The sequence below is a fragment of the Rhodopirellula maiorica SM1 genome, from assembly GCF_000346295.1.
Classification (GTDB): domain Bacteria; phylum Planctomycetota; class Planctomycetia; order Pirellulales; family Pirellulaceae; genus Novipirellula; species Novipirellula maiorica.
Window position 1 is genome coordinate 1 of sequence record NZ_ANOG01000045.1, and the last position, 26,981, is coordinate 26,981.

Annotated in this window: 25 protein-coding genes and 1 pseudogene; 12 read left to right on the forward strand and 14 right to left on the reverse strand. The window is 55.0% G+C overall.

Features of this window, described 5'->3' with window-relative positions; genetic code table 11:
* A pseudogene (locus RMSM_RS01465) lies at positions 1-309 on the reverse strand (DUF2293 domain-containing protein); the annotation flags it as partial.
* Positions 310-558: 249 nt separating this feature from the next.
* Here RMSM_RS01465 and RMSM_RS01470 point away from each other — a divergent pair.
* On the forward strand, positions 559-1,839 hold the full coding sequence (locus tag RMSM_RS01470) for a radical SAM protein (RefSeq protein ID WP_008690472.1): 1,281 nt from the start codon (positions 559-561) through the stop codon (positions 1,837-1,839).
* 6 nt (positions 1,840-1,845) lie between these two features.
* Here RMSM_RS01470 and RMSM_RS01475 read toward each other — a convergent pair whose 3' ends face one another.
* Together RMSM_RS01475 and RMSM_RS01480 are read right to left on the reverse strand one after the other, a co-directional pair.
* The gene (locus RMSM_RS01475) at positions 1,846-3,207 is read right to left on the reverse strand and encodes a GDSL-type esterase/lipase family protein (RefSeq protein WP_081613972.1); all 1,362 of its coding nucleotides are present in this window, start codon (positions 3,205-3,207) and stop codon (positions 1,846-1,848) included.
* A 99-nt stretch (positions 3,208-3,306) separates the two neighbouring features.
* On the reverse strand, positions 3,307-4,836 hold the full coding sequence (locus RMSM_RS01480; protein ID WP_008690479.1) for a sulfatase: 1,530 nt from the start codon (positions 4,834-4,836) through the stop codon (positions 3,307-3,309).
* Between the two features lie 268 nt (positions 4,837-5,104).
* Here RMSM_RS01480 and RMSM_RS01490 point away from each other — a divergent pair, with 268 nt between their 5' ends.
* From RMSM_RS01490 to RMSM_RS01500, 3 genes are all read left to right on the forward strand, one after another.
* On the forward strand, positions 5,105-5,830 hold the full coding sequence (locus tag RMSM_RS01490) for a 3-keto-disaccharide hydrolase (RefSeq protein WP_008690481.1): 726 nt from the start codon (positions 5,105-5,107) through the stop codon (positions 5,828-5,830).
* Between the two features lie 228 nt (positions 5,831-6,058).
* Positions 6,059-8,695, forward strand: a complete 2,637-nt coding sequence (locus tag RMSM_RS01495; RefSeq protein ID WP_008690483.1) for a PSD1 and planctomycete cytochrome C domain-containing protein — start codon at positions 6,059-6,061, stop codon at positions 8,693-8,695.
* Positions 8,696-8,764: 69 nt separating this feature from the next.
* The gene (locus RMSM_RS01500) at positions 8,765-10,162 is read left to right on the forward strand and encodes a DUF1501 domain-containing protein (protein ID WP_008690485.1); all 1,398 of its coding nucleotides are present in this window, start codon (positions 8,765-8,767) and stop codon (positions 10,160-10,162) included.
* Positions 10,163-10,397: 235 nt separating this feature from the next.
* On the opposite strand, the gene RMSM_RS01505 is transcribed toward RMSM_RS01500, so the two are convergent.
* The 5 genes from RMSM_RS01505 to cobA are packed head-to-tail and all read right to left on the reverse strand — an operon-like array spanning position 10,398 to position 14,636.
* On the reverse strand, positions 10,398-10,961 hold the full coding sequence (locus RMSM_RS01505) for a hypothetical protein (protein WP_008690487.1): 564 nt from the start codon (positions 10,959-10,961) through the stop codon (positions 10,398-10,400).
* A gap of 50 nt (positions 10,962-11,011) precedes the next feature.
* Positions 11,012-12,217 (reverse strand): molybdopterin molybdotransferase MoeA, encoded by a 1,206-nt coding sequence (locus RMSM_RS01510; protein WP_008690490.1) that lies wholly within the window; start codon positions 12,215-12,217, stop codon positions 11,012-11,014.
* On the reverse strand, positions 12,207-12,788 hold the full coding sequence (locus RMSM_RS01515) for a molybdenum cofactor guanylyltransferase (RefSeq protein WP_008690492.1): 582 nt from the start codon (positions 12,786-12,788) through the stop codon (positions 12,207-12,209). The genes RMSM_RS01510 and RMSM_RS01515 overlap by 11 nt, the downstream gene beginning before the upstream one ends.
* 4 nt (positions 12,789-12,792) lie before the next feature.
* A complete protein-coding gene (locus RMSM_RS01520; protein WP_008690495.1) occupies positions 12,793-13,116 on the reverse strand; it encodes a carboxymuconolactone decarboxylase family protein in 324 nt (107 codons plus the stop codon).
* A 20-nt stretch (positions 13,117-13,136) separates the two neighbouring features.
* A complete protein-coding gene (gene cobA / locus RMSM_RS01525) occupies positions 13,137-14,636 on the reverse strand; it encodes a uroporphyrinogen-III C-methyltransferase (RefSeq protein WP_008690497.1) in 1,500 nt (499 codons plus the stop codon).
* 120 nt (positions 14,637-14,756) lie between these two features.
* On the opposite strand from cobA, the gene rpsT reads away from it, so the two are divergent.
* Positions 14,757-15,029, forward strand: coding sequence for a 30S ribosomal protein S20 (gene rpsT, locus RMSM_RS01530; RefSeq protein ID WP_008690500.1), 273 nt, complete (start codon positions 14,757-14,759; stop codon positions 15,027-15,029).
* Between the two features lie 372 nt (positions 15,030-15,401).
* Here rpsT and RMSM_RS01535 read toward each other — a convergent pair whose 3' ends face one another.
* The 3 genes from RMSM_RS01535 to RMSM_RS01545 form a co-directional block, all read right to left on the reverse strand.
* Positions 15,402-16,664 (reverse strand): LL-diaminopimelate aminotransferase, encoded by a 1,263-nt coding sequence (locus RMSM_RS01535; protein WP_008690502.1) that lies wholly within the window; start codon positions 16,662-16,664, stop codon positions 15,402-15,404.
* Between the two features lie 105 nt (positions 16,665-16,769).
* A complete protein-coding gene (locus RMSM_RS39460) occupies positions 16,770-17,018 on the reverse strand; it encodes a hypothetical protein (RefSeq protein WP_160168205.1) in 249 nt (82 codons plus the stop codon).
* Positions 17,002-17,406 carry a hypothetical protein gene (locus RMSM_RS01545; protein WP_008690505.1) on the reverse strand — a complete coding sequence of 135 codons (405 nt, stop codon included), beginning with the start codon at positions 17,404-17,406 and terminating at the stop codon, positions 17,002-17,004. Before RMSM_RS01545 ends, RMSM_RS39460 begins: the two co-directional genes overlap by 17 nt.
* A 114-nt stretch (positions 17,407-17,520) precedes the next feature.
* Here RMSM_RS01545 and RMSM_RS01550 point away from each other — a divergent pair, with 114 nt between their 5' ends.
* A complete protein-coding gene (locus RMSM_RS01550; RefSeq protein WP_052031443.1) occupies positions 17,521-18,264 on the forward strand; it encodes a sensor histidine kinase in 744 nt (247 codons plus the stop codon).
* 281 nt (positions 18,265-18,545) lie between these two features.
* On the opposite strand, the gene RMSM_RS01555 is transcribed toward RMSM_RS01550, so the two are convergent.
* The 3 genes from RMSM_RS01555 to sufU all read right to left on the reverse strand — a co-directional run bounded on the left by RMSM_RS01555 (position 18,546) and on the right by sufU (position 21,530).
* Positions 18,546-19,562, reverse strand: a complete 1,017-nt coding sequence (locus RMSM_RS01555; protein WP_008690510.1) for a TlpA family protein disulfide reductase — start codon at positions 19,560-19,562, stop codon at positions 18,546-18,548.
* 229 nt (positions 19,563-19,791) lie between these two features.
* Positions 19,792-21,084, reverse strand: a complete 1,293-nt coding sequence (locus RMSM_RS01560; RefSeq protein WP_008690512.1) for an aminotransferase class V-fold PLP-dependent enzyme — start codon at positions 21,082-21,084, stop codon at positions 19,792-19,794.
* Positions 21,084-21,530 (reverse strand): Fe-S cluster assembly sulfur transfer protein SufU, encoded by a 447-nt coding sequence (sufU, locus tag RMSM_RS01565; protein WP_008690514.1) that lies wholly within the window; start codon positions 21,528-21,530, stop codon positions 21,084-21,086. The genes RMSM_RS01560 and sufU overlap by 1 nt, the downstream gene beginning before the upstream one ends.
* Positions 21,531-21,787: 257 nt before the next feature.
* On the opposite strand from sufU, the gene RMSM_RS01570 reads away from it, so the two are divergent.
* The 6 genes from RMSM_RS01570 to RMSM_RS01595 form a co-directional block, all read left to right on the forward strand.
* Positions 21,788-22,540 (forward strand): flagellar hook basal-body protein, encoded by a 753-nt coding sequence (locus RMSM_RS01570; RefSeq protein WP_008690516.1) that lies wholly within the window; start codon positions 21,788-21,790, stop codon positions 22,538-22,540.
* 78 nt (positions 22,541-22,618) lie between these two features.
* Entirely contained in the window at positions 22,619-23,425 is an 807-nt protein-coding gene (gene flgG / locus RMSM_RS01575) for a flagellar basal-body rod protein FlgG (protein WP_008690518.1), read from the forward strand.
* A gap of 23 nt (positions 23,426-23,448) precedes the next feature.
* Positions 23,449-24,708, forward strand: coding sequence for a flagellar basal body P-ring formation chaperone FlgA (flgA, locus tag RMSM_RS01580; RefSeq protein ID WP_144057289.1), 1,260 nt, complete (start codon positions 23,449-23,451; stop codon positions 24,706-24,708).
* A gap of 29 nt (positions 24,709-24,737) precedes the next feature.
* On the forward strand, positions 24,738-25,538 hold the full coding sequence (locus RMSM_RS01585) for a flagellar basal body L-ring protein FlgH (protein ID WP_236621961.1): 801 nt from the start codon (positions 24,738-24,740) through the stop codon (positions 25,536-25,538).
* Positions 25,539-25,619: 81 nt separating this feature from the next.
* Positions 25,620-26,720: a flagellar basal body P-ring protein FlgI gene (locus RMSM_RS01590; protein WP_008690524.1), complete on the forward strand. Its 1,101-nt coding sequence runs from the start codon at positions 25,620-25,622 to the stop codon at positions 26,718-26,720.
* Positions 26,721-26,748: 28 nt separating this feature from the next.
* Positions 26,749-26,981 (forward strand): hypothetical protein (locus tag RMSM_RS01595; RefSeq protein WP_008690526.1); only part of this gene is annotated, 233 nt, incomplete at its 3' end.

Sequence of the window (26,981 nt, forward strand, 5' to 3'; positions counted from 1 at the left end):
GGGTGTGGCATGATCGGTGATTGCGCGGGCCATCCGTGCCGAGATCGTGGCATGTTTGGGATGAAAATCCAAATAGGACACCACAGTTTGGTAGAATTCGTCAACGTAGGCCGATTGGTTGCGATCACGGCGTTGTTTGTCCGCCACTTTGCGTTTCGCGTAACTTTCGGTCGACCGCTCGACTTTCAAATCGGCCGCGATTTTCTCGATCGTGGCCGCAGGAGCCCAAATTCCTTTGGAAAATGTCCGTCGCCCTTTTTTTTCCTGGACGATCCAATGCTCGCCCGCTGCTTTGACACGGCGAGTCATGGCAGCGTCCCCGGGGGGCAAAAGCGACCAATTTGCAGGTGGGGTATGGATCTGACCCTCGGAATCACGAACGGTGTTTTCAGTCGGACCGGGGACGAACGTCTGGCTGCTCATGCTGGCTTTGGCTAAGCTGGTGAATGTGCGATGCCTGCGTCCGCAGGCACCGACTCGAATGGTTACTGAATCGTTCGGTTAGGAAATCAGAAGGTTTCCCAGCCCGATCGCTACTCAATTTGAGAATCCCGTTTTATGTATTTTCGCCTCGCCAGTCGACTGCTTCTCGAGCCCGACAAACGACTGCTTGCAAAAGCCGCCTGGACGCTGGGAGTTCGAGGATTGTGGAGTGTTCACAAGCACAAGCAGCGGCTGAAACGAGGAGATTTTTTTCCGCCGTTCTTATATCTCTCCGTCATCAACAGCTGCAACCTGCGTTGCCAGGGTTGCTGGGTCGACGTGGCGGCGAAACAACATCGTATTGAATTAGACGCGGCAAACAAAGTGATTGCCGAAGCCAAAGCGATGGGTAACAGTTTCTTCGGCATTCTGGGCGGCGAACCTTTCATGCACAAAGATTTGTTAAAGATCTTTGCCGCCAATCGCGACGTCTATTTCCAAGTCTTCACCAATGGCCATTTCATCACTGACGAAGTTGCCGCCGAATTACGACGGCTCGGCAATGTGACGCCGCTGATCAGCGTCGAAGGATCGGAAATCGTCAGCGACACACGGCGTGGCCGCGAAGGGGTGCTCAATCAAACGATGCAGGGGCTCGAAACGGCGCTGCGTCATCGTTTGCTCGTCGGCGTGTGCACCAGCGTGTGCAAAACGAATATTGACGATTTGGTCAGCAACGCTTGGGTCGACCGGCTGATCGAAATGGGAGTGATGTATTGCTGGTACCACATCTATCGCCCGGTCGGTCCCGAATCGAATCCCGATCTCGCGTTAACCAGCGAACAACAACGGCGGGTGCGTCAATTTGTCGTCGACACGCGTGCAACCAAGCCGATCGTTGTGATTGATGCTTATCACGATGACGCCGGCAATGCTCTGTGCCCCGCAGCAACCGGTTTTACGCACCATGTTGGCCCCTGGGGTGATATCGAGCCGTGTCCGGTGATCCAATTGGCCAAAGAATCGATCCACGATGACCGATCGCTCAAGGACACATTTAATGAGTCCGATTTCTTACGAGACTTCCGCGAGCTGACGGCACAGCACACCCGGGGTTGCGTGATCATGGAACGCCCCGATTTGTTGGTCCAGTTAGCCGAAAAACATGGTGCTCGCGATACAACGGCGCGTACCAAAGTAATCGATGAACTCAATGCCGTCGCGCCGCGGCGAAGCCAATATCAACCTGGCGATGAAATCCCCGAGCGCAGCTTTGTCTACCGCTGGGCGAAAAAATACGCCTTCAACGACTTCGGCACCTACAGCCGCCATTTCGACACCAGCAAGTACCAGGACCCTGATCAGTCATCAGGAGACAGCAAGCCAAAAAGCGAACTGCCGATCCTGACTCGCTAGCAGTGGTTACGGCTGTGTCTTGATGCGGATGCGGCGGTACTCGACTTGGCCCCGGTCACCTTCCAATCCGATCGGCCCCGTTTCAGGAACCTTCATTGCATCCTCGATCACTTCGCCATTACAGGTGCAGTGTGCCACGCCGTCGCGGACCGCAACGACAAGCGTGTTCCACTGCTGCGGCTTGTAGTGTTTCAAGTCCTTGTACGGTCCCGCCAATACGTAGTCACGACATTGCAATTGGGGTGCTCGGACGAACACTCCACTGTCGGCATTGGGAGTCGCACGAAATTCCAACCGCAATTCAAAGTCATCGGGAAATTCGCGAGTCGTCCAAAGCTGCTGAATCTTGCGTCCCTCGGGCGGCGTGGTGACAACCAAACGGTCATGAATCGCGACATAACGTCCCTCGGGTGTCTTCGACTTTCCCTCAAAGGCAACGTCGCTTTCGACAATCGGCCACGCTGGCGCATTCGGATCGCGGCTCTGCCATCGATCGCGAGATCGTCGCATTGCATCGGTCGTTCTGCGAAATCCCCAACCCGTCAAATCGTGACCATTAAACAGACTCTCGAATCCTTCTTCGACGACAAAATCGTCTTGCTCGGTGTCCAACAAACTAAGCGTGGCCAAGACCGGACGCAGTGCGGCTTCCCATTTTGCATATCCCTTGGCATTGGGATGCAACAAATCAGGAAACTCTTCTTTCTTTGCGTTGCCCTGATCGTCGGCAAACAACGTCCATGTATCGAGCACGATCACATTGGTCGTTTGCTTGGCAAGCTCGGCGTACAGTTGATTTAGACGCTTGATTTTGTCCGCAGGTCGTTTTTTCGATTCATGGCTGGGAAAAACGTTGCAAAGAATGATCGGCATCTTGGAATCATGTGCTCGCAATGCATCGACGATCAACTGCATATTGCCAGCGATCGTTTCCGGCTCAGCCCCTTCTTCGAGATCATTTGTCCCGGCCAAGATGACCACGGCCGCGGGGTCCAGCCCGATCACATCTTCGTCGAGTCGCAGCAGCATACCGCGAGTGGTATCGCCGCTGATGCCCCGGTTCGCCGGATCGATCGACTTGAAATCGCCACGGAAATCGTCTCGCCATCCTTGCGTAATCGAATCGCCCAAGAAAACGACGTGCCCCTGTTTACTTTGGGCATTCGCCGCAAACGCTTCCCGCCGTTTTTGCCATACGTTTTGAAACCAATCGTAGCGTCGCAGCGGTCCCGCACCGGCAAGTCCCTTGTCGGTCTCAGGCAACGAGAACCGCGGCGCGGCGTCCACCGTCGCGGTCTCTTGTCCATCGGCCGCAATCGGCAATGCGATGGCAAGCGTCAAAAAAGCGAGGATAACACGAGATTGCATCAGCAGATTTCCAGAGAGTTCAAAGGTTCGGTTCAAAATATTCAGCAAGAGGGTGACGGTTCGTTTCGAAAAGCAAGGCTCGCTTCGAAAGAACGGTCGCTAGGGATTGGTCAGATTGGGTGCCCAAACCTTGTCCGACAACGCGGGTGTCTCGCCATCGGCAGGGAACGTTTGTGGCAACGCCTTGTGAATCAGCGCCGACAATTCCTTGACCGTCGCAGCATGTGCAGACGATTCCGCCAGATTGTTTTGCTCGGTCGGGTCGTTGTCATGATCGTACAGTTCACGACCGGCTTTGCCTTCGTCCCATTCGGTGTAGCGCCATCGAGGCGTTCTCACCGTGTAGCCAAAGAATCCTTTTTTGCCGCCGCGTTTGACTTGCGTCAGCGTCCATCCACGACCGGTGTGGGTGGGATCTTTCAAGATCGGCACCAACGATTGGCCCTGCAAGTTCTCTGGCGATTTAACACCGCACAACTGAGTCAGTGTCGGATACAGGTCGATCAAGCCAACCGGCGTCTCGGCGACTTTGCCTTGCGCCATCCCCGGTGCAGAAACAATCATCGGCACCCGAGAACTTTCTTCGAACAAGCTCATCTTCTGCCACAGTCCATGTTCCCCGAGATGGTAACCATGATCGCTTGTGAACACGATGATCGTATTGTCGGCGAGTCCAAGTGATTCGAGTTGATCCAGCACGCGGCCGACCTGTGCGTCCATAAACGTGATACTGGCAAAGTAAGCCTGAATCGCCTGTTGTCGCAGCGGATCGGTTAGCAGTTCATGGTCTTTTTTGTGGCTGCCCAGTGCTGCCTTCGGCAAATCCTTGACGTCCTCGTCCACATTGGCAACCAACGGCATTTGGCTGAGGTCGTATTTTTCAAAATAAGGTTGCGGTGCCACATAGGGAGTATGTGGACGATAGAAACCGAGTGCCAAAAAGAAGGGGCGATCTCGCCGTTTCGCACATCGCTCGAGCACCCAGCAGGCATCGTCGGCCAACATCCCATCGGTATGCAGCTTGTCACCTCGTGGCGACGCGTACCAAGACAACGTGCCGCCAAACGAGTTTTTACGAAGCGAAAAAATATCGGGTTCTTCCAACAAACGGTCACAACCGGCCGGATTCAACTCGAGTTCCCAGGATCCCGGATCGTCATGCCCGTTGGTTCCCACACTTTTAGGAACGTTGTAGTGGTACAGCTTTCCTACGCGAGCGGCGAAGTAGCCGTCCAAACGAAACGCTTGTGACAAACTGTGATGCGATGGAATGGTTTGCCGAAAGATTTGACTGTTTTGATGAATCCCTGTGCTGTTGGGATACAGCCCGGTCAACATTGAATTGCGACTCGGGCCGCAAAGCGGATACTGGCAATACGCTCGCTCAAAACGAACGCCACGACGAGCCAGTCGATCAATATTGGGTGTTTGCACGAGTTCGTGATCATAACACCCAATCGAATTGTTCAAATCGTCCGAAATGATGAACAACACATTGGGACGTGTCTCGTTTGCCGACGCGATGGTTGGCGAAATCGTTGCGGATATCACAGAGAAGCAGGTCGCCGTGATGACAAAAATCCCAAGGCTATAGAGCGAGCCAGGCAGAAAAATCGGTTTTCGAATCATGGAGGACACGTTCTTAGGAGGGGAATTCGGGGAGGCTGAATGGATAAAATCATACATCAAGCCTCCGCGGCGTTGGGACAAACGATTCAAAATATCGTTTCGTTACAAACCGGTCGAATCGCACGGTCACCCCCGTTATGAGACGGCAAATCCGACAAAAACTTGGCAAATCAGTGCGGGGATGGTTTGAGGTTTCGCGGCGGTCGAGTCATAATTCGATCCCTAACTCTAACCCTCCCACCGTAAAATCCCCCTTGGAGCTCCCTGGATGATCCGATTGTCCCTTTCACTTTGCCTCGGTTTGTTTGCCATCGTCGCTGTCGCGGATGAACCCACGAAGAACTCTGCAGAGCTTGTCACCCTCTTCAATGGCTCGAATCTCGAAGGCTGGGATGGCGATCCTCGTATGTGGTCGGTCAAAGACGGCGTGATCCACGGCGAGACCACTGCTGACAATGTCGCTCAGGGCAACACCTTTCTGATCTGGCAGGGCGGTGAACTAAGCGATTTTGAACTTCACGTCACCTTCCGCTGCACCGCCGCCAACAACTCGGGTATTCAATACCGCTCGCAACACTTGTCGGGCAAAGGCGTTCGCAACGATTGGGTCCTGAAAGGTTACCAACACGAACTTCGTAACGAAGAAAACTTTCCCAATGTCCCTTCGTTCATCTACGACGAACGTGGCAAGCGTGGCCGTATCTGCTTGGTCGGCGAAAAAGCGGTCTGGACCAAAGAGGGCAAAAAAGTGCTCGACAACACGCTGATCGATCAAGCCGGTTTCAAAGAATTGATGAAAGTCGACGAGTGGAACGACGTGGTCATCATCGCCAAAGGCAACAACATCAAGCACTACCTCAATGGCAAGCTTGTCTTGGATTTCACCGACGAGCATCCTGAATTGGCCCTCAGCTCAGGCGTGATCGGACTGCAATTGCACGCTGGCAAACCGATGTGGGCCGAATTCAAGAACATCCAACTTCGTAAGTTCTAGTCCCAAAGCCGTCCCCTTTTTTTTGATTCATGCGAAACAGCCGCACTTGGCTCCCAAGTGCGGCTGTTTTTTTGTTTGCATGTTACTGCCAATTCTTAGAAAATTTCGGATAGCCGACGGTCTGTTCGTTTTTCGTTGGGGTTTGAATGATCAGACACGATTGGGGGCAAAGTGTCGCAGTGACACCGTGCGTCTGGCTCTTCTTCTTAAAACTATGACTATCTAACCATGCGTAGAACCGCCACTTGCTCGCTATTGATTTGCGTCGCGACCTGTTTTTTGCAAGCCAGCGGGTCGGCTCAGGAAACGCTGTCGCAAGAAAAGATCGACTTCTTTGAAGCCAAAATCCGGCCGGTGCTGGTCAAAGAATGTTACGGATGCCATTCGACCCAAACCGGCAACGCCAAAGGCGGGCTGCGGCTGGACACCCAAGAATTAACCGCCATCGGCGGTAATAGCGGACCTGCTATCGTTCCCGGTGATTTGGACGAGAGCCTGCTGTACAGTGCGATCCTGCATCAAGATTTCCAGATGCCACCGAAACGCAAATTGTCACAAAACGTGATCAATGACTTTCGCAGCTGGATCGAAATGGGAGCCCCCGACCCTCGCGTCACAGCCCCATCGGTGCTGAAAACACAGATCACCGAGGACGATATCGCGCAGGCCAAGACCGAATTTTGGGCCTACAAGAAACCGACTTTGCCGGCGATCCCTGCGGTTGAGAATCGCCAGTGGTCACGCAGCGACCTCGATCCTTTCGTGCTTGCCAAACTCGAGGCATCGTCGATGGCGCCCGCAGTGGATGCCGAGCCGCACCAAATTCTGCGTCGGCTGTGCTTTGATTTGATTGGATTACCACCCAGCATCGCGCAGATCGAGTATTTCCAAAAGTACTACGACACCGACCCGGACAAAGCGATCGCGCACGTCGTCGATCAATTGCTCGAGAAACCGCAGTTTGGTGAGCGTTGGGGACGTCATTGGTTGGATGTCGTTCGTTACGCCGAATCGAATGGCCGCGAAATCAATATGACGTTTCCGCATGCGTGGCGGTATCGCGATTACGTGATCGATTCGTTCAACGAAGACAAACCCTACGATCGATTTCTGCAAGAACAAATTGCCGGCGATCTGCTGCCGGTCGATTCCGATTCGCAGTGGGCCGAGAACTTGGTGGCCACAGGCTTTCTAGCGATTGGCCCCAAGAGTCTTGCCGAGCAGAATCGAACTCAATTCACCGCCGACCTCATCGACGAACAAATCGATACCACAACGCGGGCGATTCTAGGCATGTCGGTCGCCTGTGCCCGCTGTCATGACCACAAATTTGATCCGATTCCGCAAACCGACTACTACGCATTGGCCGGGATCTTTTACAACACGACGGTCTTTTTCGGGACTCCGGCATCAAAGTACGGAAACATTGGCGGTGTTCAAAATCGCAACTCGAGTAACTTGCTGCGATTACCAATCGACGATCCGAATGATTTCGACCGACGAATCCCGACGGATGAATTGGCCGACCTGAATCGCGAGCTCGATGAAACGCTACAACAATTGATTGAGTACCGCCGCAATCGTCGGCAAAACGACGGTAACGCAGCCAATGCAATCCAGAATTTCATCCGGATGCAAACGCGAGCCGAGACGCTGTCGACAATCATCGGCGGCGTGGATGCCCAGGGCAACCCGATCTCATATTGCATGGGCGTGCAAGAAAGCGATGACCCGCGTGATGTTCGCGTGTTGGTCCGTGGCGAAGTCGCTCAGCCCGCGCAGATGGTTCCTCGTGGATTCCCCAGTGTGCTTTGCGAAGATGACGCACCGAAGATCTCGCCGCGATCGAGCGGACGGCTCGAACTGGCTCGTTGGATCTCCAGCGGCGACAACCCGCTGACCGCTCGCGTGATGGTGAACCGAATTTGGCAGCACCTGATCGGCCAAGGCATTGTTCGTTCGACCGAAAACTTTGGCGCGACCGGGCAAGCCCCCACGCACCCGGAATTGCTCGATGCGTTAGCAATCAAGTTCGTCGATTCCGGATGGTCGATCAAATCGATGGTCCGTGAAATCGCTACCTCGCGGGTCTATCGCATGAGCACGGAATTCGACCAAACCAGCTTTGAAAAAGATCCCGATAACGAATTGCTGTGGCGTGCGACACCACGACGGCTTGATGCGGAAGCCATTCGAGATGCGATCCTGTTTGCATCGGGCAACTTGCAACTCGATCGTCCGCGGGCGTCCGAAGTGGCCAAGGCCGGATACATGCGAGTTCGCGACGGCAATCTGTTCAACCCGGTCCAGTTCATGACCAGCAGTGAAATGGGAATGAACATGATGAGCGACGGGCCAATGAATCGCCAACGCATGCTGCGATCACGCCCCGAATTGCAACAAATGCTCTTTCGCCAAGCACTCGCAAACCGCCGCAGCGGAGGCGATCGACTTGACATGACGGATGCCACGTTCCGGAGCGTCTATCTACCGATCGTACGTGGCGAAGAACCTCGCGTGTTGGAGGTATTTGATTTTGCCGAACCGAGCATGATTGTTGGGCAACGTGAAACGTCCAGCACTCCGAATCAATCGCTATTCATGATGAACAATCCGTTTGTGATACAGCAATCCGATGCGTTGGCAGAACGTGTGCTGGCGAACGGACGGAATCCGGACGAACAAATTCAGTATCTGTTCCGGTCGTTGTACGGTCGCGATCCCGATGCTTCGGAAATTTCCACGATCCGTGCGTTTGCTGACGACTTTCCGGTGGCCGGATTAGCAAATACGCGTGCCACGAAAAAAGTGTCCGCCATTTGTCAATCGTTGATCGCATCGGCCGAGTTCCGGTATCTGGATTAGCAATCCAATCACCGATCTAGAAAAAACTCTTTCATCCCAATTCAATGTAACTGTTCACAGGGCAATCAGATGAGCCATCTCTTTTCGCGACGTGCCGCGCTGCAAAGCGTTTCAGCAGGTTTTGGCTACTTGGCGTTTGCGGGTTTGTCGAGCATGGCGAATGCGAAAACGCCAACGGCAAGCGAAAAACCGTTGTCACCAAAACCGCCTCACTTTCCAGCGAAGGCAAAACGCGTCATCTTTCTGTGCATGACCGGCGCCCCCTCGCACGTTGACACGTTTGATTACAAACCGCAATTAAATGCCGATCACGGAAAAAATGGCCGCTATGGTGGCAAGCTGCTCGGTTCACAGTGGGATTTTAAACAGCGAGGCGACAGCGGGCTGTGGATCTCGGACCTCTTCCCTAGCGTCGCCCAGCATGCGGACGATCTTTGCCTAATTCGCTCGATGCACTGCGACCAACCCGTCCACCCGGCCGCGCAAACTCAGATGCATACGGGAACGGCCCAGTTTGTTCGACCGTCGATCGGAGCTTGGACGCTGTATGGGTTGGGCACCGAAAACGACAGCATGCCTGGTTTCATTTCACTTAGTGCTCCTGCGGGTCAATCAAGCAGTTACGGCAGTGCATTTTTGCCGGCGATCTACGGCGGAACTCCTATCAACGCGGGAGTACGTGGCGGCGGTGGCGGAATGGCCCGACGTTTCATGGGTGGTGGATCCGCGGTGCCCGACATCGAAAACTCACGCTACACCAGCACGCAGCAACGTAAACAGCTCGATCTAATCCAATCGCTCAATCACAACAAACTTCGTCGTGATGAATACCAACCGGGCGTCGAGGGGATCATCGAATCGTATGAACTGGCGTTCCGGATGCAGGACACATTGCCCGATTTGATGGATGTCTCGGATGAATCCGAAGCGACGCTAAAAATGTACGGCGCCGACGGGGGTGACACCGAACGATTTGGTCGTCAATGTTTGCTGGCGCGACGGTTCGTCGAATCAGGGGTGCGATTTGTTGAAATCAACCATGGCGGCTGGGATCATCACACCAACCTTTCCAACGACCTGCCAAACCGCTGTAACGAAATCGATAAACCGATCGCTGGATTACTGAAAGATCTGAAACAACGCGACATGCTCAAAGACACCTTGGTGATTTGGGGTGGCGAGTTCGGACGCACTCCCGCCGCCCAAAACGGCGACGGCCGCGATCACAACAACAAGGGATACACCACATGGATGGCCGGCGGTGGCGTTAAAGCAGGCTTTAGCTACGGCGAAACCGACGAACACGGTTACGCGGCGGTCCAAGACAAGTGCCATATCCATGATTGGCACGCCACAATCCTGCACTTGTTGGGTCTGAATCACGAACAGTTGACCTATCGCTATGCCGGTCGCGACTTCCGGCTGACCGATGTGCACGGCAACGTTGCAACGGACATTATCGCCTAGCGGATGCAAAATTCTCCCGTAGCGAGACTCGCCAAGAGTTTCGAGGGTATCAAGCCATTTGCCAAGAGTCGTCAATGGACCCGAACAAACGGCCGGGCCGTTGGCCCTACGGTTCATTGATTTTCTTGGCCCCAGCCCGTTGGACTGGGCTAGGTAAACTTCCGGGGCTTTGCCCCTCTATACAAAAGCGCAACTTAAAAACTTACGCATTCGGGTCACGCAGAGCCTCGGTCGTTCAGCGGTTAAACAAACGCTTGCGAAATTCGTTGTAACTGGCATCGATAAAATTGCTCGTCTTGGGAACAAAGACAAACAGAAAAGGTTCCGGGCACAACAGCACTCCCTTTCGAGTCCGATAGACTTTCACCTTCGCGTTTCGCCATGCGTAAACCCCAAGCGGAGACGTGAGCACCACTTGATCGGGGTCCAAACGAATCGTGCACTGGTAATCTTGCACCAACCCATGGGTTCGCAATTGCTCGCGAATCTTCATCTTCGCTTTGTGCACCATGGCTAGATACAATCCACTCGAAACGACCATCGTCCCAATGAGCGCGGCAACAAAGCTGAACGGATTCGGAAATCGCCACAAGATCAACGCAATCGCAATCATGCTGCACGCGATCATGGCGAGCGAACCAAAGAACAAGCGAAACGAATGTTGACGCAGCAAGTACTGCGACTCGGCAAACCGCAACTGCGACTGACTTGCTGCAAAATGAACATCGCCATCGACGTCCGCGACGACCGAGTTCTCCGGCGTCATAACCGGTTGATATGGATTAACGCCCTCGGTCATTGCTGAATCTCCTCCAAAAGCAAGAGCATCGTTGGTGGGCTGAGATTTCCTTACCATGGAAAATACGACCAAGGGCCTTCGCCCGATTCGTTTGCCGGAACCTCGACGAACCCCGAACTTTGCCCCAGTGACACGAGGTCTCCCGAACCTTGGCTAAAGACCGGTTCGGCGATTCCCGTTTCCACCATTTTGACGATCCGCAACCAATGCAACGGCAATGTTTTTGTGCCCGGTGATCGAAGCCGCACCTGGGTCGATGGCGGATTCCACTCCGTTTGCCCACTCTGTTTGGCCAATAGCGGCAACGCAAAACGGCGACATCCCACCACCGCGCTAACCGGATTGCCGGGCAAACCGAGGATCAATTTTCCGTTTGCGGTGGCAGCACCCAGGATCGGCTTGCCCGGACGAATCGGCAGTCCATGAAAAACCACATCCCCGCCAACCTCGCGTACCACATCGGGCACATAGTCATAATCGCCCATCGACACGCCGCCTGTCATCAGGATCGCGTCGGACTGATCAATTGCTGTGACCAACGATTGCTGCAGCGTTTCGCGATCATCACGAACATGATGAACCGCTTGGATCGAAATCCACGGATTTGGCTCGATTAGCGATCCGAGTGCCACTTGGTTACTGTTGCGAAGCTGCCAAGGCTGGGGAGCTTCATCGGCAAACACACCGACTTCGTCACCGGTCGTGATCACGGTCACACGAACAGACGAATACACACTTGCGTGATAACCACCAAAATTGACCATCGTCGCACGATGAGCGGCGTTGACCAGAACACCAGCGGGCAACACGGTGCTGCCCGCTTTTGCATTTTCCCCGGCGCGGCGGATGTTCTCGCCCGGCTGGGTCGACAACGCCACGTCGCGGAAACGAATCGCGTTTTCGAGTTCTTCGGTGTCTTCTCGTTTGACTACCGCGTCGGCTCCGTTGGGCACGATGGCTCCGGTAAAGATCCGAACGAGCGAACCTTTGCTCATTGTCGGCGGAGGCGTTCCCGGGGCACTTTCGCCGTGGACGGGGATTGTTTCGCCAGGACGCAGATCGGACATCCGGATCGCGTAACCATCCATCGCCGAAACATCCGCCGCGGGGCTGTCGCGATCGGCGGTCACCGATTGGGCCAACACGCGGCCGAGACATGATTGCGGTTCGGACTGGATCCCCACGACACTCAATCGATCGGCGATCGCGGCGATCGCCTCATCTGGCGAATCAAATGCAAATTTCTTAGCAGACATCCGTCATATCTTCGGGTGTATTGACATTGTGACAACAACTCGCAGGCAATCTCACGCAATGATGATCGTGTGAACCAAGCCAACGAAACAAACTACGATTGTCGGATTCAGCCAACTGTTGAATCAGACCCGCAAAGCGAACGGGATAAATCCCTACAAGCGGCTGCACCCGATCGGACTCTGCCACCGTGATCTCGTTCTGGCTCTTCCAGTGATCCACCATGCCACTGAGATGTTCTGGGGTCAACAAAGGCATATCCACCGGCGTGACCAAACAGGCGGCGAAACCGTGACGCTCGGCATAGTTCAGCGCCGCGGCGACTCCGGTCGCCGGACCACGATATGCGACCGGGTCCTCGATCGTTTCGACTGAATGATCAATCGTGGTGCGTCCGCTGACCACAACGTGGTCACACAAGTTCGATAGCCGATCGATCGCGTGTTGCAAAAAGGAAACGCCATCGGCGTGGACCAGTGCTGCCTTGTCACGTCCCATACGCAGCGATTGTCCGCCACACAGCACCACCCCAAGTAGCTGCTGAATCGATCGTTCGGAGTCCGAAGAATTCAATGAACTAGCTCGCGGATTCGTTGTGCTTTTCCAGCACATCTTCGACCCAAGTGCGCGCCCGCATCATGGTCGGAAAACCGATTGTGGGTGCCGAGACCAAGGCGACGTGACGCAGTTCATCGGGCGTACATCCGGCTTCGAGCGCCTTGCGAGTGTGCGAATGCGCGGCCCCTTCGAGTCCAGCGCCCAGCGAGATCGCCAGTTTGACGAGTGCCACGTCGCGGGCCGACAACGGACCAGCGTTGCGAGCCTCTTCGCCAAACGATTCGTACGCCTGCATGTACTCGGGATAACTTTTGTGCATCTGTTTGTACGGCTTTGGAATCATCGACTCGCCTTTCCCTTCGTTTAAGATAGATTGAATTTCAACAGCGACTGGACAAGCGAATCCATCGTATACGGATTTGCCTCGCACGTGACCGTGCAGCCGAGATCACGTACGGTTTGCGATGTGATCGGACTGAGACTTGCAATCTTCGCTTGCTTCATCGATTCGCCCAGCATGCGATACACGCTTTCTGCGGTGGCGCTACTGGTCAACGTGATCCAATCGATCTGCCCCTGCTGTGCCGCTTGCACGATTTTGGCATCGGGGGTGGTCACATCGGTGTGCAAATAGGCCACCACTTGCGTGACCTTGGCACCGTCGCGGGTCAGCGATTCGTCGAGAATGTCGCGGCCACGACTGGCCCGAACCAAAGTGATGCGTTTGCCAGCGACTCGGCCGCTCAAACTGTCGATCAACGATTCCGCACGAAAGTCCTCGGGAATCATATCGGCGTGCAAATGATAATCGCCGAGCGCCGCAGCGGTTTGTTTTCCCACACATGCCAATTGGACGCCCGCGAAAATCCGCATGTCGTGGCCTAATCCGAGCACACGATCCAAAAAGTACTGAACACCATTCCGACTGCAAAAAATCACAAAGTCTTGATCGGCAAGCGACGCGATCGCCGCGTCCACCGCCGTCCAATCCTGGGGTGGTCCGATCTGGATCGCCGGTTGAACTAGCACGGTCGCACCGAGATCACGCAGCGGGTTCGCGAGTTCATCAGCTTGATCAACGGGGCGTGTGACGAGAACGGTTTGGCCGAACAGCGGCCGCTGTTCGAGCCAGTTTCGCGTTTCGGTCAATTCCGCGACCGGGCCAATGATCACGATCACTGGGGGACGAATTTTATTGGCCGGACTCAATCGCTCGGCCACCTCGTCCAACCGACAACGAAACGTCTGTTGATCGTGGTGGCTACAACGACGGACGATCGCCACCGGGGTGTCGGGGGATTTTCCGTTTTCGATCAGCGATCGCGTCCATACCTCTGCCGTCGTCACCCCCATATAGATGACCAGGGTGCCCGGAAAATGGGCCAAAGCGTGCCAATCGAGCGCCGATTCGGACTTGCCTGGCTCTTCATGTCCGGTGACCAACGCGACCGCCGAAGCGAGTTTTCGGTGGGTAATTGGGATCCCGGCATACGATCCCGCAGCCAGAGCGGCTGTGATTCCGGGAACAATTTCGTAAGAAATCCCCGCCTCGGACAACGCGTCGACCTCTTCGGCCGTACGGGCAAATACCGCCGGATCCCCCCCTTTGAGCCGGGCGACAACGCGGCCATGGCGAGCATGTTTGAGCATCTCGGCAATAATCTCGTCCTGACGCCAAATCCTTTGCTGGCCATGCTTTCCGACGCAAATGTGCTCTGCGTTTGGGGCATGCGAAAGCAGTTCGACGTTGCTGAGCCCGTCATACAAAACGACGTCACTGCGAGACAAGAGCTCAGCCCCCCGCAACGTCAATAGCCCTGGATCGCCTGGACCGGCACCGATCAAATACACCATGCTGTTCATAGTTTGATTTTCACCTGAAAAGTTGACTATGGACAGATGGCAGACAGCTTGGCATACTACCGAGCCTTCAATTCCCTTCTTTCCGATGATGGACGCCCACGAGAGCGCGATAAACCGAAGATGCCAAACACCGAAAGTTCAAAGAAACGACTTCGCCAAAACGCAAAACAACGCGTACATAACCGTGCGATCAAGAGCAACATGCGTTCAACCATCCGCAGCGTTCGCGAAGCGGCTGAGTCAGGCGATGGCGAAAAGGCACAAGCGGCTTTCCGATTGGCAGTCAAAAAGCTGGATCGTGCTGCGAGCAAGAACGTAATCCACCGAAACGCAGCGGCACGCACCAAGAGCCGTCTGAGCAAGCTCGTCAAAGCTGCCGGCGCCAAAGCGTAAAGCTGCTTGGCACCAATCTTATTGCCATCGGATTTCGGCGCCATTGCGGGCTGATCGCAATAGCCCAATGCCACCTGCTTTCACGGTAACCGAGTGATTCTTACAGCGGAGCGGCGCGAGCTGCCCGGTCTAGTTTGACCGTTTCACTCGCTGCAATCGGGCGGCTCGCGCCGCACCGCTACTTCGACGACTCAACGTCGATAATGTTGCCCTGCGCCGACAAACGCGATTCCAAACAGTCAGCTCGACTGCTAACCTCATAATGAAAAAGGCACCGACACTGCAGTGTCGGTGGCTTTTTTCGTTTTTCTATCGTTCCGACGCCGCAGGTCCTAACGATCCTGCGGCATCAGCATCGAATATTTTACAAAACTACTTCCAGACCAAACCGGCATCATCAAGCCGCTTTTTGGTCTCTTGCATCAATGCATCTTCTTCGGCTTCGGTCCCGGCAACATAGGTGACGCTAAATCGCAAGAACGATCCGGCATCGTCCCACGGCACCGTGACGATCCCGAATTGCTCGATCAGGTGGCGAGTCGCATCCTCGGCCTTGGCAAACGTTTCACCCGATTTCGTTCCGCTGGGTGCTTTGGTGTAAAGGAAATAGGTGCCGCCGGGCATCTCGCACTCAAATCCACACTCGTTCAGCGTCGCAACCAGCTTTTCGAGCCGACGGCGGTATTTAGCATTGATTCGCTGCGGAATCGAATCGTCGTCCAGTGCAGCTGCGGCGGCCTTCTGAGTCGCCATGAACTGGCCGCTGTCGCTGTTATCCTTGACATCGGCAAACGCGGAAACGATGCGAGGATGGCCACACACAAACCCCATTCGCCATCCAATCATGTCGTAGCCTTTGCTCATCGAGTGGACTTCGACACCGACATCCATCGCGCCGGGGGTCTGCAGAAAACTCAACGGTTTTCCGTCAAACGTCAACATAATGTGCGCGGCGTCTTGCACGACCACGAACTCTTTTTCTTTCGCCAACGCGACCACTTTTTCGTAAAATTCCGAGGTCGTCGTCCGTCCGGTGGGCGAGTTGGGGTAGTTCAGCACCAACAACTTGGTTCGCCGATAAACGTCATCAGGCACCGCATCAAAATCGGGCAAGAAGTCATTTTCGGCCAACAATGGCAACTTGAATACTTCGCCGCCGTAGTAGCGGGTATGAGTTCCCGCCACCGGGTAGCCGGGCACCGTCATCAACGTGACGTCGCCGGGATTGATAAAGCACGCGGGTAACATCGCATAGGCAGGCTTGCTGCCGATGCAGTGGTTGATCTGCGTCGCGGGATCGAGCGTGACCCCGAACTGCCGCTTCATGAACCGTGCCGCCGCTTCCTTGTATTCGGCGATGCCATTGTCGGAATAGCCACGGTTTTCAGGCTTGTTGACTTCGTCGTTCATCACCTTGCGAATCGACTCGTCGGCCATCGAATCGTTTTCACCGATGCCGAAGTCCAATAATTTTCGATCGGGATGATCGGCCAGGGCTTTGCGTTTCGCTCGTTTGATCTTTTCAAACTTGTAGATCTCGGTGTCTTTGCCGTAGCTCGCACCGCCGATACGGTCGGCAAACAGCGATTGGAAGTAAGGGTCCGCAGAGTTTTTTTCAGTGGAAACGGTCGACATACTTATCTGTTTCAGAGAAAACGAGTGAGAAACGAAGGGGTGCGGGTTGGGTGAGCGGTCGCAGCATTCATCGCCCGCCCACTTCAGCAACCCCGAACGACGCCCTTAGGGTAATTTTCCCGAGCCCGAATCGACAGGGGGCAACGAAAACGGCGATGTCGTGCCGCTGCCGCTTTCGTGAGTCACTCGCCAATCCATATCCTCGCGACATTGCCGGACGGTACGAAATAACAATAACGGCACCGCCGCCGCGGCAAATGCCGCCGGAACCAACGAAAATGCCAGCATCTCAACCGCCCCCGATAACAGGGCGGGGATCGCCAAACAAGTAAACCCGCTAAGCGCTCCGGTCACGCTGCCGAACACGCGAATACTGGCTGGAGTCCAAGGCACGCGGGCGTCTCGGCATCGACAGCAACCATCCCGAAAGCGTCACCACCGGAATCGCCGCAAGCAACGCCAAAACAGCGCCGATTCCAAAGTACAACATCGAACCGAAAAACAGCGATCCCAGCATCGCTGATGACGACATTCCCGGCGATGTGAACAGACTGGTCAGCATCAGAAAGCCGACAATGGTCCAAGCAAACAAGCCGCCGGAAACCGCGATCATCACGGTCGCGTCAATGCAAACCTTTAGCGACGAAAACGGTTTTCGCTGAGCAATTTCGTCCTCATAGACCGCGACCTCTTCATCGACGAGGGTTGCGGCATAGGGATTTACACTGGGAGGGGTCGTCATCTTTATCCAGCGTCATCGTTTTTGGCATCGGATCGCGTTAGACTGTTTATCTTAACCGAGATTCAACTCGACCGACCACACTCGCGAAATCCAAAACTCGAAGCGATGCACTTCATGTCGTCCCAAGAATACACGACAGCCCAAGAACACGCCGCCCAAATCGATTCGATTCGAACGCAGTACGAAGAACTGGCGGAATTGGCGGGTTCGTTGGCGCACGAGATCAAAAATCCGCTGTCGGTGATCCACATGAACATCGATTTGCTGAGCGAAGATTTGGCGGAGATTGACTCTCCGATCAGCCGTCGATCCGTGGATCGCGTCGATATCGTTCGCCAACAATGTGAACGGATGGAAGGCTTGCTGCGTGACTTTCTTCGCTACGCACGACTCCGCGACATCGACCTCGTCCCCGGCAGTTTGAACGAGCAGATTGAAACGGTGCTGAGGGCCTACCAGGCGCAGGCGGATGCGGGCCAGATCGACATCGAAAAGTACTTGGACCCCGACTTGCCCGCGATCATGCTACACAGCGACTCGCTGCAAGCCGCACTGATGAATCTGGTCAAAAATGCGTTGGAAGCGATGGAGGAAGGGGGCCAGATTTGGGCCAGAACCTACCCGACCCGCACTGGAGTTGCGCTCGATTTGATCGATACCGGCAGCGGCGTGGACGACAACACCGTGCTGCATATGTTCGAGCCGTTTTACAGCACCAAAGAAGGCGGCTCGGGGCTGGGATTGCCGACCGCACGTAAAATCATCGAGGCTCATGGCGGCCGCATCAGCGTGCAAAGCGAATTCGGTCGGGGCACAAAATTTGTCCTCGAATTCCCGACGCCCAAACGCTTGGGCTGATCACGCATCGAGTTCAAGCGATTGTTCTAAAGGGGAGTTTGCTTCATGGCTAAAACTGAGAAAGCATCCCCCCAACGCTCGAAGTCAACACGCAAAAAGTGGCCGGACTGCGGATCGCTCAAACTTTGGCTCACGCCGTGCTGTACAAACTGCCTGGCGGCGCGAGATTGTAGATAGGTAACGCGTTGGAAAAGGGACATATCTAGCCGTGGATGCTATGGTTGGATTTGAGTGGCTGGCAACACTTGGCTAGTTTGAGACCATTTAGCTTGATTTGCACGCTAATTTTGCGAGGCCTGAGCTTCGAGTGCGGCCCTCACGGCCTCACGCAAAACTTCACCACGGAGGTCGCGAGCCACGATCTTACCGTCGGGGCCGATCAGCCAGATCGATGGTATCGATTGAATGCCATAGGCTTCGAAGATCTTTGTGTGCCGCTCGGTGTCACCGATCCAGCCCTGACGATAGGGCGAAGGACTTTCTTTGAGCAACGAATCAGGAAGGTCGATCGATTCATCAACGCTCAAGCCAATCATTTCGAGACGTTCACCAGCGAAGTCTTCATAAACCGCTTCCAGATTCGGAAATTCAGCTCGGCATGGTCCGCACCAAGTCGCCCAGAAATCCACCAGCACAAATTTGCCGCGGAAGTCCGATAGTTTGAATTCGCTGTCGTCGTAAGCGGTCGCCGTCCAATCAGCGGCAACGTCTCCAGGGGTCGGCACGTTCTTGAGTTTCAGGGTCAAATCTGCACGAAACGGTTCATCGGCATTTTTGATAATGAACTGCCGCATGGCATAAGCTCGCGCGAGTTTCAGCGAGCGTTCGCCTCCCGCAGCAGGATGCATGATTGTCGCGGTAAGCTGGTACCAGCCCGGCTTGATGTTTTCGAACGCATAAGTGCCATCCTCCGCAAGTTGGGTCTTGTACGTTTCTCGCTTCGCACGGGCTTCTTCGACCTTGCGAAGATAGTCTTTGTAGCCGTCCGTATTCCTAAAGGTACTAAGCCACTCAGAACGTTCCTCGCGTTTCATCGTCCGCCACTCCGGAGGGTACGGCGTAGACGGGTGCTTGTAATTGCCTTCGAGCATGACCACCACCTGATCGAGCGAAAGTCCGTCAGCATTGATGCCCTCGGACACTTCCTCAGGCATTGCGACCTTTCCCTGCACCGTACAGGTCGCAACTTCGGACGTTTTCGATGATGGTGGCGAGCCTTCCTTTGGCTCGCTTTGAGCGTAGGCCTCTACCGTGCAAACCAAACTGAGAATCAGGAAAAGAATCAACTTCGTGTTCATGGAAAAATCCTGATTGGACTGCTTTGTTAGAAAGCGTGCGGTTGCGTTGGCTTGTTGTCGCAGCAGTTTAGTTCAGACGCAGACGCGGTGTCAGTCAGCGCAATGTGCGAGCGAGCCGGAAACAGCCCCATTCGGATGTCGCTGAAAGGCTCCACCCGACCTCCCCCTAAAGCGATGCTTTTGGGGAGGTGAAGCTGATGTGTCGTTCGTGCGAGCCAGAGGTAGGCTGCTAGATGTTTCGTGGGCGGCGTTTGCGACCGCTCGGAGCAAAACGCTTGCGAATTTCGGCCACCGCGGCGATTAACCGGTCCGCTTCTTCGAACGTGTTATAGAAGTAGAAACTTGCGCGAGTCGAGGCAGACAATCCGAGCGACTTGTGCAGCGGCATCGTACAATGATGTCCGGCTCGCACCGCTATCCCATACGCGTCGAGCGTTTGCGACATGTCGTGCGCGTGAACACCTTTGATCACGAAACTGACAATTCCCGCTTTCAAATCAGGCTCAGGCCCAATGATTCGCACCCCGTCAATCTGGCGGAGTCCGCGGTCAGCGTAGCTGCCCAACTCTTTTTCATACGCGTGAATCGCATCGAGTCCCACCGAAGTCAAATACTCGGTGGCGGCGTGCAATCCAATCGCTTCGACGATCGGGGGCGTCCCCGCTTCGAACTTGTCCGGCAGAGCCGCACAGGTAAACCCAGATGTCGTGACTTCATTGATCATCCCGCCACCACTCAAAAACGGCGGCATCGCGTCGAGCAATTCTGATTTGCCATACAGCACGCCAATCCCGGTCGGCCCGCAAGTTTTGTGACCACTGAACGCAAGAAAATCGACATCCAATGTTTGCACGTCTAACGTTTGATGCGGAGCTGCTTGCGCCGCGTCCACCAACACACGGCAACCATATTCGTGAGCCATCGATGTCCAACGCTGGACAGGGAACTCAACGCCAAGCGTGTTACTCGCAGCAGTGAACGCAAACATTTTGGGACGCAGTCGCTGCAGATGATCCGCGACGACTTCGTCAGAAATCGTGTAATTTTCGTCCAGCGGCAGGAATTCGATTTTGCAACCCGTTCGCTCCGCTAATTGGTGCCACGGAACGATGTTGGCATGGTGTTCGGCGATCGTTAACAGGATCGTATCTCCAGCCTTGACGTTCGCATCGCCCCACGAGCGTGCGACGGTATTGATCGCCGCCGTCGTGCCCGCAGTAAAAATCACCTCGTGTGATTCGGCGGCGTTAATAAAGCTAGCCACGCCGCGACGTGCCTGCTCGTAGCGATCAGTCGACTCTTCGCTAAGTGTGTGGATGCCACGATGGACGTTGGCGTAATAGCGTTGGTAGCAATCCGACATCACATCGATCACTGCCTGCGGACGTTGGCTGCTGGCGGCATTGTCTAGAAAGGCCAGCGGTTTTTCGTCGGCGACGATGCGATCAAGGATCGGAAAATCGGCGCGATATTTCAGGAAATCCAATCCGGTCTGCGATTGCGTTTCAATGGGCATGTTCATCAGGATTCTTCGCCTAAGCTCGGGCCACCAAAGTGCGGCCCGTCGTTGTCATCGGTATCCGCATCCACGGGTGAATGCACGGCACTCTGCAACACTCGCCACGAGAGCAGACAGCATTTTTGGCGGTTCGGAGTCAATTTGGGGCCGAACAATGCCAGCATTTCGTCAGCGGAGAAATTTTTGAGTTCTTCGAGCGTTTTGCCTTCCATCTGCTCGACCAACATCGACGCCGACGCTTGGCTGATCACACAACCATCGCCATCAAACCAAGCCTCTTGGATCTTGCCGTCATCGGTCAATTTCAAGTCGATATGGATCACATCGCCACACAAAGGGTTATTCCCCTCGTCGGAGTGGGTTGCGTGATCAAGCGGTCCGCGATGGTACGGATCTTCGTAGTGATCGAGGACGTGTTCTTCGTAAATATCGTGTTCGCTCGGCGACATGAGGCTCTAGCAATGGCGGGGCGAGGATGGAAATGGATTTAGTACCGATGCATTTAAGTCTACGCACGTTGTCAAAAATCGACGAGCCCCCATCGAACGATCCTGCCCTTGCGAGTCAGCTGGGCAATATTATTTGCCATTCTTGGGCAGTTTCGCTCAAGTTTTGCCCGACATCGATCGGTTGGGCTTGCATCGCGGATTCGCCAAGTGTTATCGCAAAGGGGATGTTCTCGAATGTATGGAAGGTTTGGTGACGTATGCCCTACGGTGTCTATCTGTCTGCGGCGGGCGCGAATGCGCAAAGCCATCGGTTAGAGGTGCTCAGCAATAACTTGGCGAACGTGCAAACGCCCGGCTACAAACCGCAGCAAACGATCCTGCAAGCACGTTTCGCGGAAATGATCGAAGAGGGCGAAGTGTCGCCCGGACTCGGCGGAGCGGACGATATCGGCGGCGGTGTGACGATCCAGCGTTCGAAAACACAATTTGATCAGGGTCCGATGAAAAAAACCGGGCGTGACACCGACTTTGCCATCAACGATTCCGAATCCTTTTTTGTGGTCCAACGGGGTGACGAACGCTTGATGACGCGGGCAGGTGATTTCTTGTTCGACAACCAAGGACGGATGATTAATCCGACAGGGGACCAAGTCATCGGCAGCGATGGAAAAAATATTCAACTCGACCCGACCCAGCCCTACCAAGTGGGGCGGGAAGGACGCATTCAACAAGGCCAAAATCGCTATGAAATCATGTTGGCAAAACCGCGTAGCCAGGGCGATTTGTCCCACGTCGGCGGCAACCTGTTCAAACCGCTCGCTGACATCGACCTAGTGCCACCAACCGAACGCCAGGTCGTCGCGGGGCAACTCGAACAATCTTCGGTCAAGCCGACGATGGCGATGATGGAACTGATTGAAACCGGTCGGATGTACGAGGCGAACGTGCAGATGATCAAAAACCAAGACAACGTGATGGGATCGCTGATCAGTCGCGTACTGCAACCGTAAACCTGAAAAACACCTGACAAAAATGCGTCCATCCAGACGTGTTCGTCCCCAATTCTCATTTTAGAAACGGAGTTCCTAATGAGCGTGCAATCGCTATATACCGCCGCCACCGGCATGGGGGCGATGGAAACCAAGTTGGATGTCATCGCGAACAATTTGGCGAACATCAACACAACCGCCTTCAAAAAAGACCGTGCCAATTTCGAAGACTTGCTCTATCGCACCGAGGTCTACCCCGGCGTCAAAGATGCCACACAGAACCCCACCGCCGTGGGCACACAAGTCGGACTAGGGGTGCGAATCACCAGCACGCAAACCGATCAACGCCAAGGCACGCTTCAGCAAACCGGGCGTGATTTAGATATCGCGATTCGAGGCAGCGGTTTTTTGCGAGTCGTAGACCCATCGACCCAAGACACGATGTTCACGCGGGCAGGCAACCTCGACATCAACGCCAACGGACAATTGGTCGTCGGTTCGGCACAAACCGGCCGCTTGCTTGATCCCCCAGTGGCCATTCCCAATGATGCCACCGCGATGGTGATCAATGGCAATGGCGAAGTGATGGTCCAACAACCGGGCCAAGTCGAACTTGCCACCGTCGGTCAAATTCAATTGGCCCAGTTTATCAATCCCGATGGATTGCTAAAGGTTGGCGAAAACATGTACATGGAAACCGATGCGTCGGGGCCTGAGCAACAAGGAAATCCAGGCGAGGAAGGTCTCGGAGGACTCGTCCAAGGCAATCTCGAAGCGTCCAACGTCGAACCGGTCCAAGAACTGATCGACTTGATCACCACCCAGCGTGCCTTTGAGCTCAATAGTCAAGCGATCCAGGCCGGTGACCAGATCATGCAAAATATCTCGAACCTTCGTCGGTTCTAGTCTCCGCTAGCGTAGTGTTGAAAATGAAATTCGCGTCATTCATCCGAATCACAGTACAATCGCTTGCGTTGATCGCAGGTGTGTCGGATGCGTGTGCGCAAACCGGGGCGTTCGTTCCGGTTCGCAAATCTCGTCCCGCCGCCACGCCTCGCACCACGATCAACACATCGACCGACTGGACATTTCGCATGAAGAGCGAATCGGTCGTTAACTCGCCGATCGTGCGTCTTGGGGATGTCGTGGTGCCGCTGGATCCGAACATCCCCGGGTGGCCACGGATGAGTCGATCTGCGGTGGGGCTGGTTCCCGTCAATGGCAAAGCGATGCGAGTCGATCGCGAGCGGTTGACCGAAGTGATCTTGAATGCCGAGGCGACCCCACGGCGACTGCACTGGATCGGCCCCGACACGACCGAGGTGACCTACGTTGTCGCGGCCAAACCGCCTGTTCATTCATCAATGCCCGCATCTTCGTCGATCGCTGCCTCATCATCGATCGCGGGATCTGCGATCCAGCAAGCACACTATCACGGCCAAACGAGCCCCTCGGGACAGGACGTGATGCAACAAGCTGCAGCTCAAACGATCAACGGACAAATCACCGATCCCACGGCGCAACGTGCTAATTTGGACCCGCAGTTTGCTGAACGCTTGATCCAGTGGATCAAGCTTGCGATTTCGCGTGGCGACGCGTCGCTGCTACAGCGGTACGATATTCGAATCGATCGCCACCAAGCCGCGATGCAAAAACTTGAATTAGCACGAGGCATTCAAGCCGCCGATTTTGTCAACGGAGTCAAACCAGGCCAATGTGTACTGCGAGTCGTTTCAAATGGACTCGAAGGCAACATCCAAACCAACTTGATCGTCAACCTGGAAAAGAATCCAGTCGCCATTGTTCCGGTCAAGAGCATTCGTTCGGGCAATCGGATTGGGCGTGCCGATTTAACCGAACGGCCCATTCCCATCGACCAGTGGGACGATTCCTACTGTACCGATCCAATCGAATTGGTGGGGATGGAAACTCGCAGCAACCTACGCGGTAACGAACCTATCCCACGCAGCCAGGTTGGCAAACCGACGCTCATCCGCCGCGGCGACTTGGTCGAAGTGCGAGTGGTCAACGGCTCGATCAGTGTGACCACCAACGCGAAAGCACTCGGTGACGGCGCCGAATCCGAGCTTGTGGAAATCGAAACGCTCGAGCCACGCAAACGCTTGGTCGCACGCGTTGTCGACAGCAGCGTCGTTGAAATTGTCACCCGTGCTCCGCAAGCCCATTAGTCCTTTTGAAAAATCCAATGATCCACACGATGCCCATTCGATCCTTGATGATTCGCTGGCGTGACGCATTCACTTGCTCGCTTTCGATTCTGGTTGTCGGACTGCTGTGCGACGTTGCGGACGCGCAAGAGAGTTCGCTGTTGCGTCAACCGGGGCCGTCATCTGCCGCCGTGGGCCCGAACGCATCGCTGCAACCGCTGCCGATGCCTCATCAAAATCCAGGCCCCTACGCTGCTCCGCCACAAGCACCCTACGCTGCGGCGCCGGGATCGCCCGCACTGCTGAGCAATGTCAGTTGGACGTATCAACCCGCGCCACGTTTGCGAACCTTTCAAAAAAACGACATCGTCACGATTCGCGTCGACGAGGTCGCCAGCGTGACCGCGACGGGGGCCGCCGAAAACCGCAAGAAAACGTTGTACGAAGCAATCCTGACCGATTGGGTCCGCTTGACCGACTTTCGTCTGCGCCCCGATCCGCAAGGCAACGGAGATCCGGCGGTTGCGGGCGAATCCGAATCTCAGTTTCGCAGCCAAGCGTCACTGAAATCACGCGAAGCGATGACGTTCAACATCGCGGCAACCGTCGTCGACATTCGCCCCAATGGAAATTTGGTCGTCGAGGCACGCAAGACGATTCGCATCAACGACAACCTCTGGGAAACCTCGTTGTCCGGAATCTGCCGGGCACAAGATATCGCACCAGACAATGTGATTCTTAGCCGCGACTTGATTGATCTTGAAATACGCAAGGAAGATCAGGGACATTTGCGGGACGGGTACAAACGAGGTTGGTTCAGCCGTTGGTTTGATCGCGTCCAACCGTTTTAGAGCCCGCACTTTTACAGACTGCAATTTGACAGACTGCACTGATCGATCAATCGTTATGAATCCAAACGCACTAGGCTTCCGATGAAATTCTTTGCTTCCATCGTCATCATGATCGTCCTCGGTGTCGTGACGTCGCCAGCGGATGCTGCGACGCTTCGGCTCGGCGATATGTGCCGATTGAAGGGCCAAGAGATCAACACGTTACAAGGTTTGGGGTTGGTCGTCGGACTGCGTGGGACCGGTGATAACGATGCGGCTCCGACGGCGCGAGCCCTTTCGCGGATGATGCAATTGATGGGTGGGTCGATGGCGGTCGATTCGCTTGGCCAGCTCGATTTGAATGATGTTGCCGAGGCCAAAAATGTCGCGATGGTTTTCGTCACCGCACGCATTCCGGCCGTCGGTTCGCATACAGGCGACCAAATTGATGTCACCGTCAACGCCATCAACGCCAAGAGTCTCGAAGGCGGCTACTTGATGCTGACGCCGATGTTAGGGCCGCGTGCTGATAACCCCACGGTGTATGCGGTTGCCCAAGGCCGTGTGAAGGTCAGCGTCGATGGCCCCGCGACTACCGGTACGGTTCAAGGTGGTGCGAAGATGGAAGCGACCGTTCCGGCGTCGTTTCAAAAGGACGGCATGATCACGCTGATTTTGGAGCGTGACTTTGCCAGTTTCGACAACACCCAACGGATCGAAGACGAGGTCAACAGTTTGTCGGCGCTAACGCTCGGCGACTCGGGTCGCTCCGGTAGCGGATCAGGATCACGCAATAACCGCCCTCGCGCCCAAGCGATCGACCAACTGCATGTCCAAGTCCACATCCCCGAGTTGTATCAAGAAAACCCGATCAAATTCATCTCGCTATTACTGAATCTTCCGATCCAAATCGCCAGCCATTCTTCGCGGGTTGTCATCAACGAACGCGAAGGGATTGTGGTGATCGGCAAGGACGTCGAAGTCGCTCCCGTGCTGGTCACCCACCGCAATTTGCGAATCGAAGCTGGCGGCGTAGGCGGATTGGTCGGAGTCGACGACAAGGTGGATGAGCGTGATACGGCAAAGCTGAAAAATCTGGCGGACGCCCTCAACGCGCTCGATGTTCCGACCTCGGACTTGATCGCGATCATCAAAACGCTCAAGGCCAAAGGTGACTTGTACGGCGAAGTCGTCTTTCAATAAAACGCCATTACGGAAAACGCGTGACCCAATGAATATCCCATCGTCCTCTCCCTTGGCTTCGGCGTCGTCGCCATTTGACGCACACGCGATTTCCAAACAGCCCGACGCTCCCGTCAACGAAACCCAAGACGCGTTCACCGATTTTGTCGGTCAAACGCTGTTTGGCAGCATGCTCGATTCGATGCGAAAAACCGTCGGCAAGCCAGCTTACATGCATGGGGGTCGAACCGAAGAAGTGTTCCAACAGCAGATGGATCAATT

Coding starts and splice junctions, on each gene's coding strand:
- RMSM_RS01520 (WP_008690495.1), bottom strand. CDS start 13,116: ATGATTCCAAAGCCGTACAAACAGATGCACAAAAGTTATCCCGAGTAC.
- RMSM_RS01495 (WP_008690483.1), top strand. CDS start 6,059: ATGCGTAGAACCGCCACTTGCTCGCTATTGATTTGCGTCGCGACCTGT.
- RMSM_RS01510 (WP_008690490.1), bottom strand. CDS start 12,217: ATGTCTGCTAAGAAATTTGCATTTGATTCGCCAGATGAGGCGATCGCC.
- RMSM_RS01590 (WP_008690524.1), top strand. CDS start 25,620: ATGAAATTCTTTGCTTCCATCGTCATCATGATCGTCCTCGGTGTCGTG.
- RMSM_RS01505 (WP_008690487.1), bottom strand. CDS start 10,961: ATGACCGAGGGCGTTAATCCATATCAACCGGTTATGACGCCGGAGAAC.
- rpsT (WP_008690500.1), top strand. CDS start 14,757: ATGCCAAACACCGAAAGTTCAAAGAAACGACTTCGCCAAAACGCAAAA.
- RMSM_RS01490 (WP_008690481.1), top strand. CDS start 5,105: ATGATCCGATTGTCCCTTTCACTTTGCCTCGGTTTGTTTGCCATCGTC.
- sufU (WP_008690514.1), bottom strand. CDS start 21,530: ATGTCGCCGAGCGAACACGATATTTACGAAGAACACGTCCTCGATCAC.
- RMSM_RS01550 (WP_052031443.1), top strand. CDS start 17,521: ATGTCGTCCCAAGAATACACGACAGCCCAAGAACACGCCGCCCAAATC.
- RMSM_RS01480 (WP_008690479.1), bottom strand. CDS start 4,836: ATGATTCGAAAACCGATTTTTCTGCCTGGCTCGCTCTATAGCCTTGGG.
- RMSM_RS01570 (WP_008690516.1), top strand. CDS start 21,788: ATGCCCTACGGTGTCTATCTGTCTGCGGCGGGCGCGAATGCGCAAAGC.
- flgG (WP_008690518.1), top strand. CDS start 22,619: ATGAGCGTGCAATCGCTATATACCGCCGCCACCGGCATGGGGGCGATG.
- flgA (WP_144057289.1), top strand. CDS start 23,449: ATGAAATTCGCGTCATTCATCCGAATCACAGTACAATCGCTTGCGTTG.
- RMSM_RS01500 (WP_008690485.1), top strand. CDS start 8,765: ATGAGCCATCTCTTTTCGCGACGTGCCGCGCTGCAAAGCGTTTCAGCA.
- RMSM_RS01535 (WP_008690502.1), bottom strand. CDS start 16,664: ATGTCGACCGTTTCCACTGAAAAAAACTCTGCGGACCCTTACTTCCAA.
- RMSM_RS01470 (WP_008690472.1), top strand. CDS start 559: ATGTATTTTCGCCTCGCCAGTCGACTGCTTCTCGAGCCCGACAAACGA.
- RMSM_RS01585 (WP_236621961.1), top strand. CDS start 24,738: ATGCCCATTCGATCCTTGATGATTCGCTGGCGTGACGCATTCACTTGC.
- RMSM_RS01545 (WP_008690505.1), bottom strand. CDS start 17,406: ATGACGACCCCTCCCAGTGTAAATCCCTATGCCGCAACCCTCGTCGAT.
- cobA (WP_008690497.1), bottom strand. CDS start 14,636: ATGAACAGCATGGTGTATTTGATCGGTGCCGGTCCAGGCGATCCAGGG.
- RMSM_RS01560 (WP_008690512.1), bottom strand. CDS start 21,084: ATGAACATGCCCATTGAAACGCAATCGCAGACCGGATTGGATTTCCTG.
- RMSM_RS01475 (WP_081613972.1), bottom strand. CDS start 3,207: ATGCAATCTCGTGTTATCCTCGCTTTTTTGACGCTTGCCATCGCATTG.
- RMSM_RS01555 (WP_008690510.1), bottom strand. CDS start 19,562: ATGAACACGAAGTTGATTCTTTTCCTGATTCTCAGTTTGGTTTGCACG.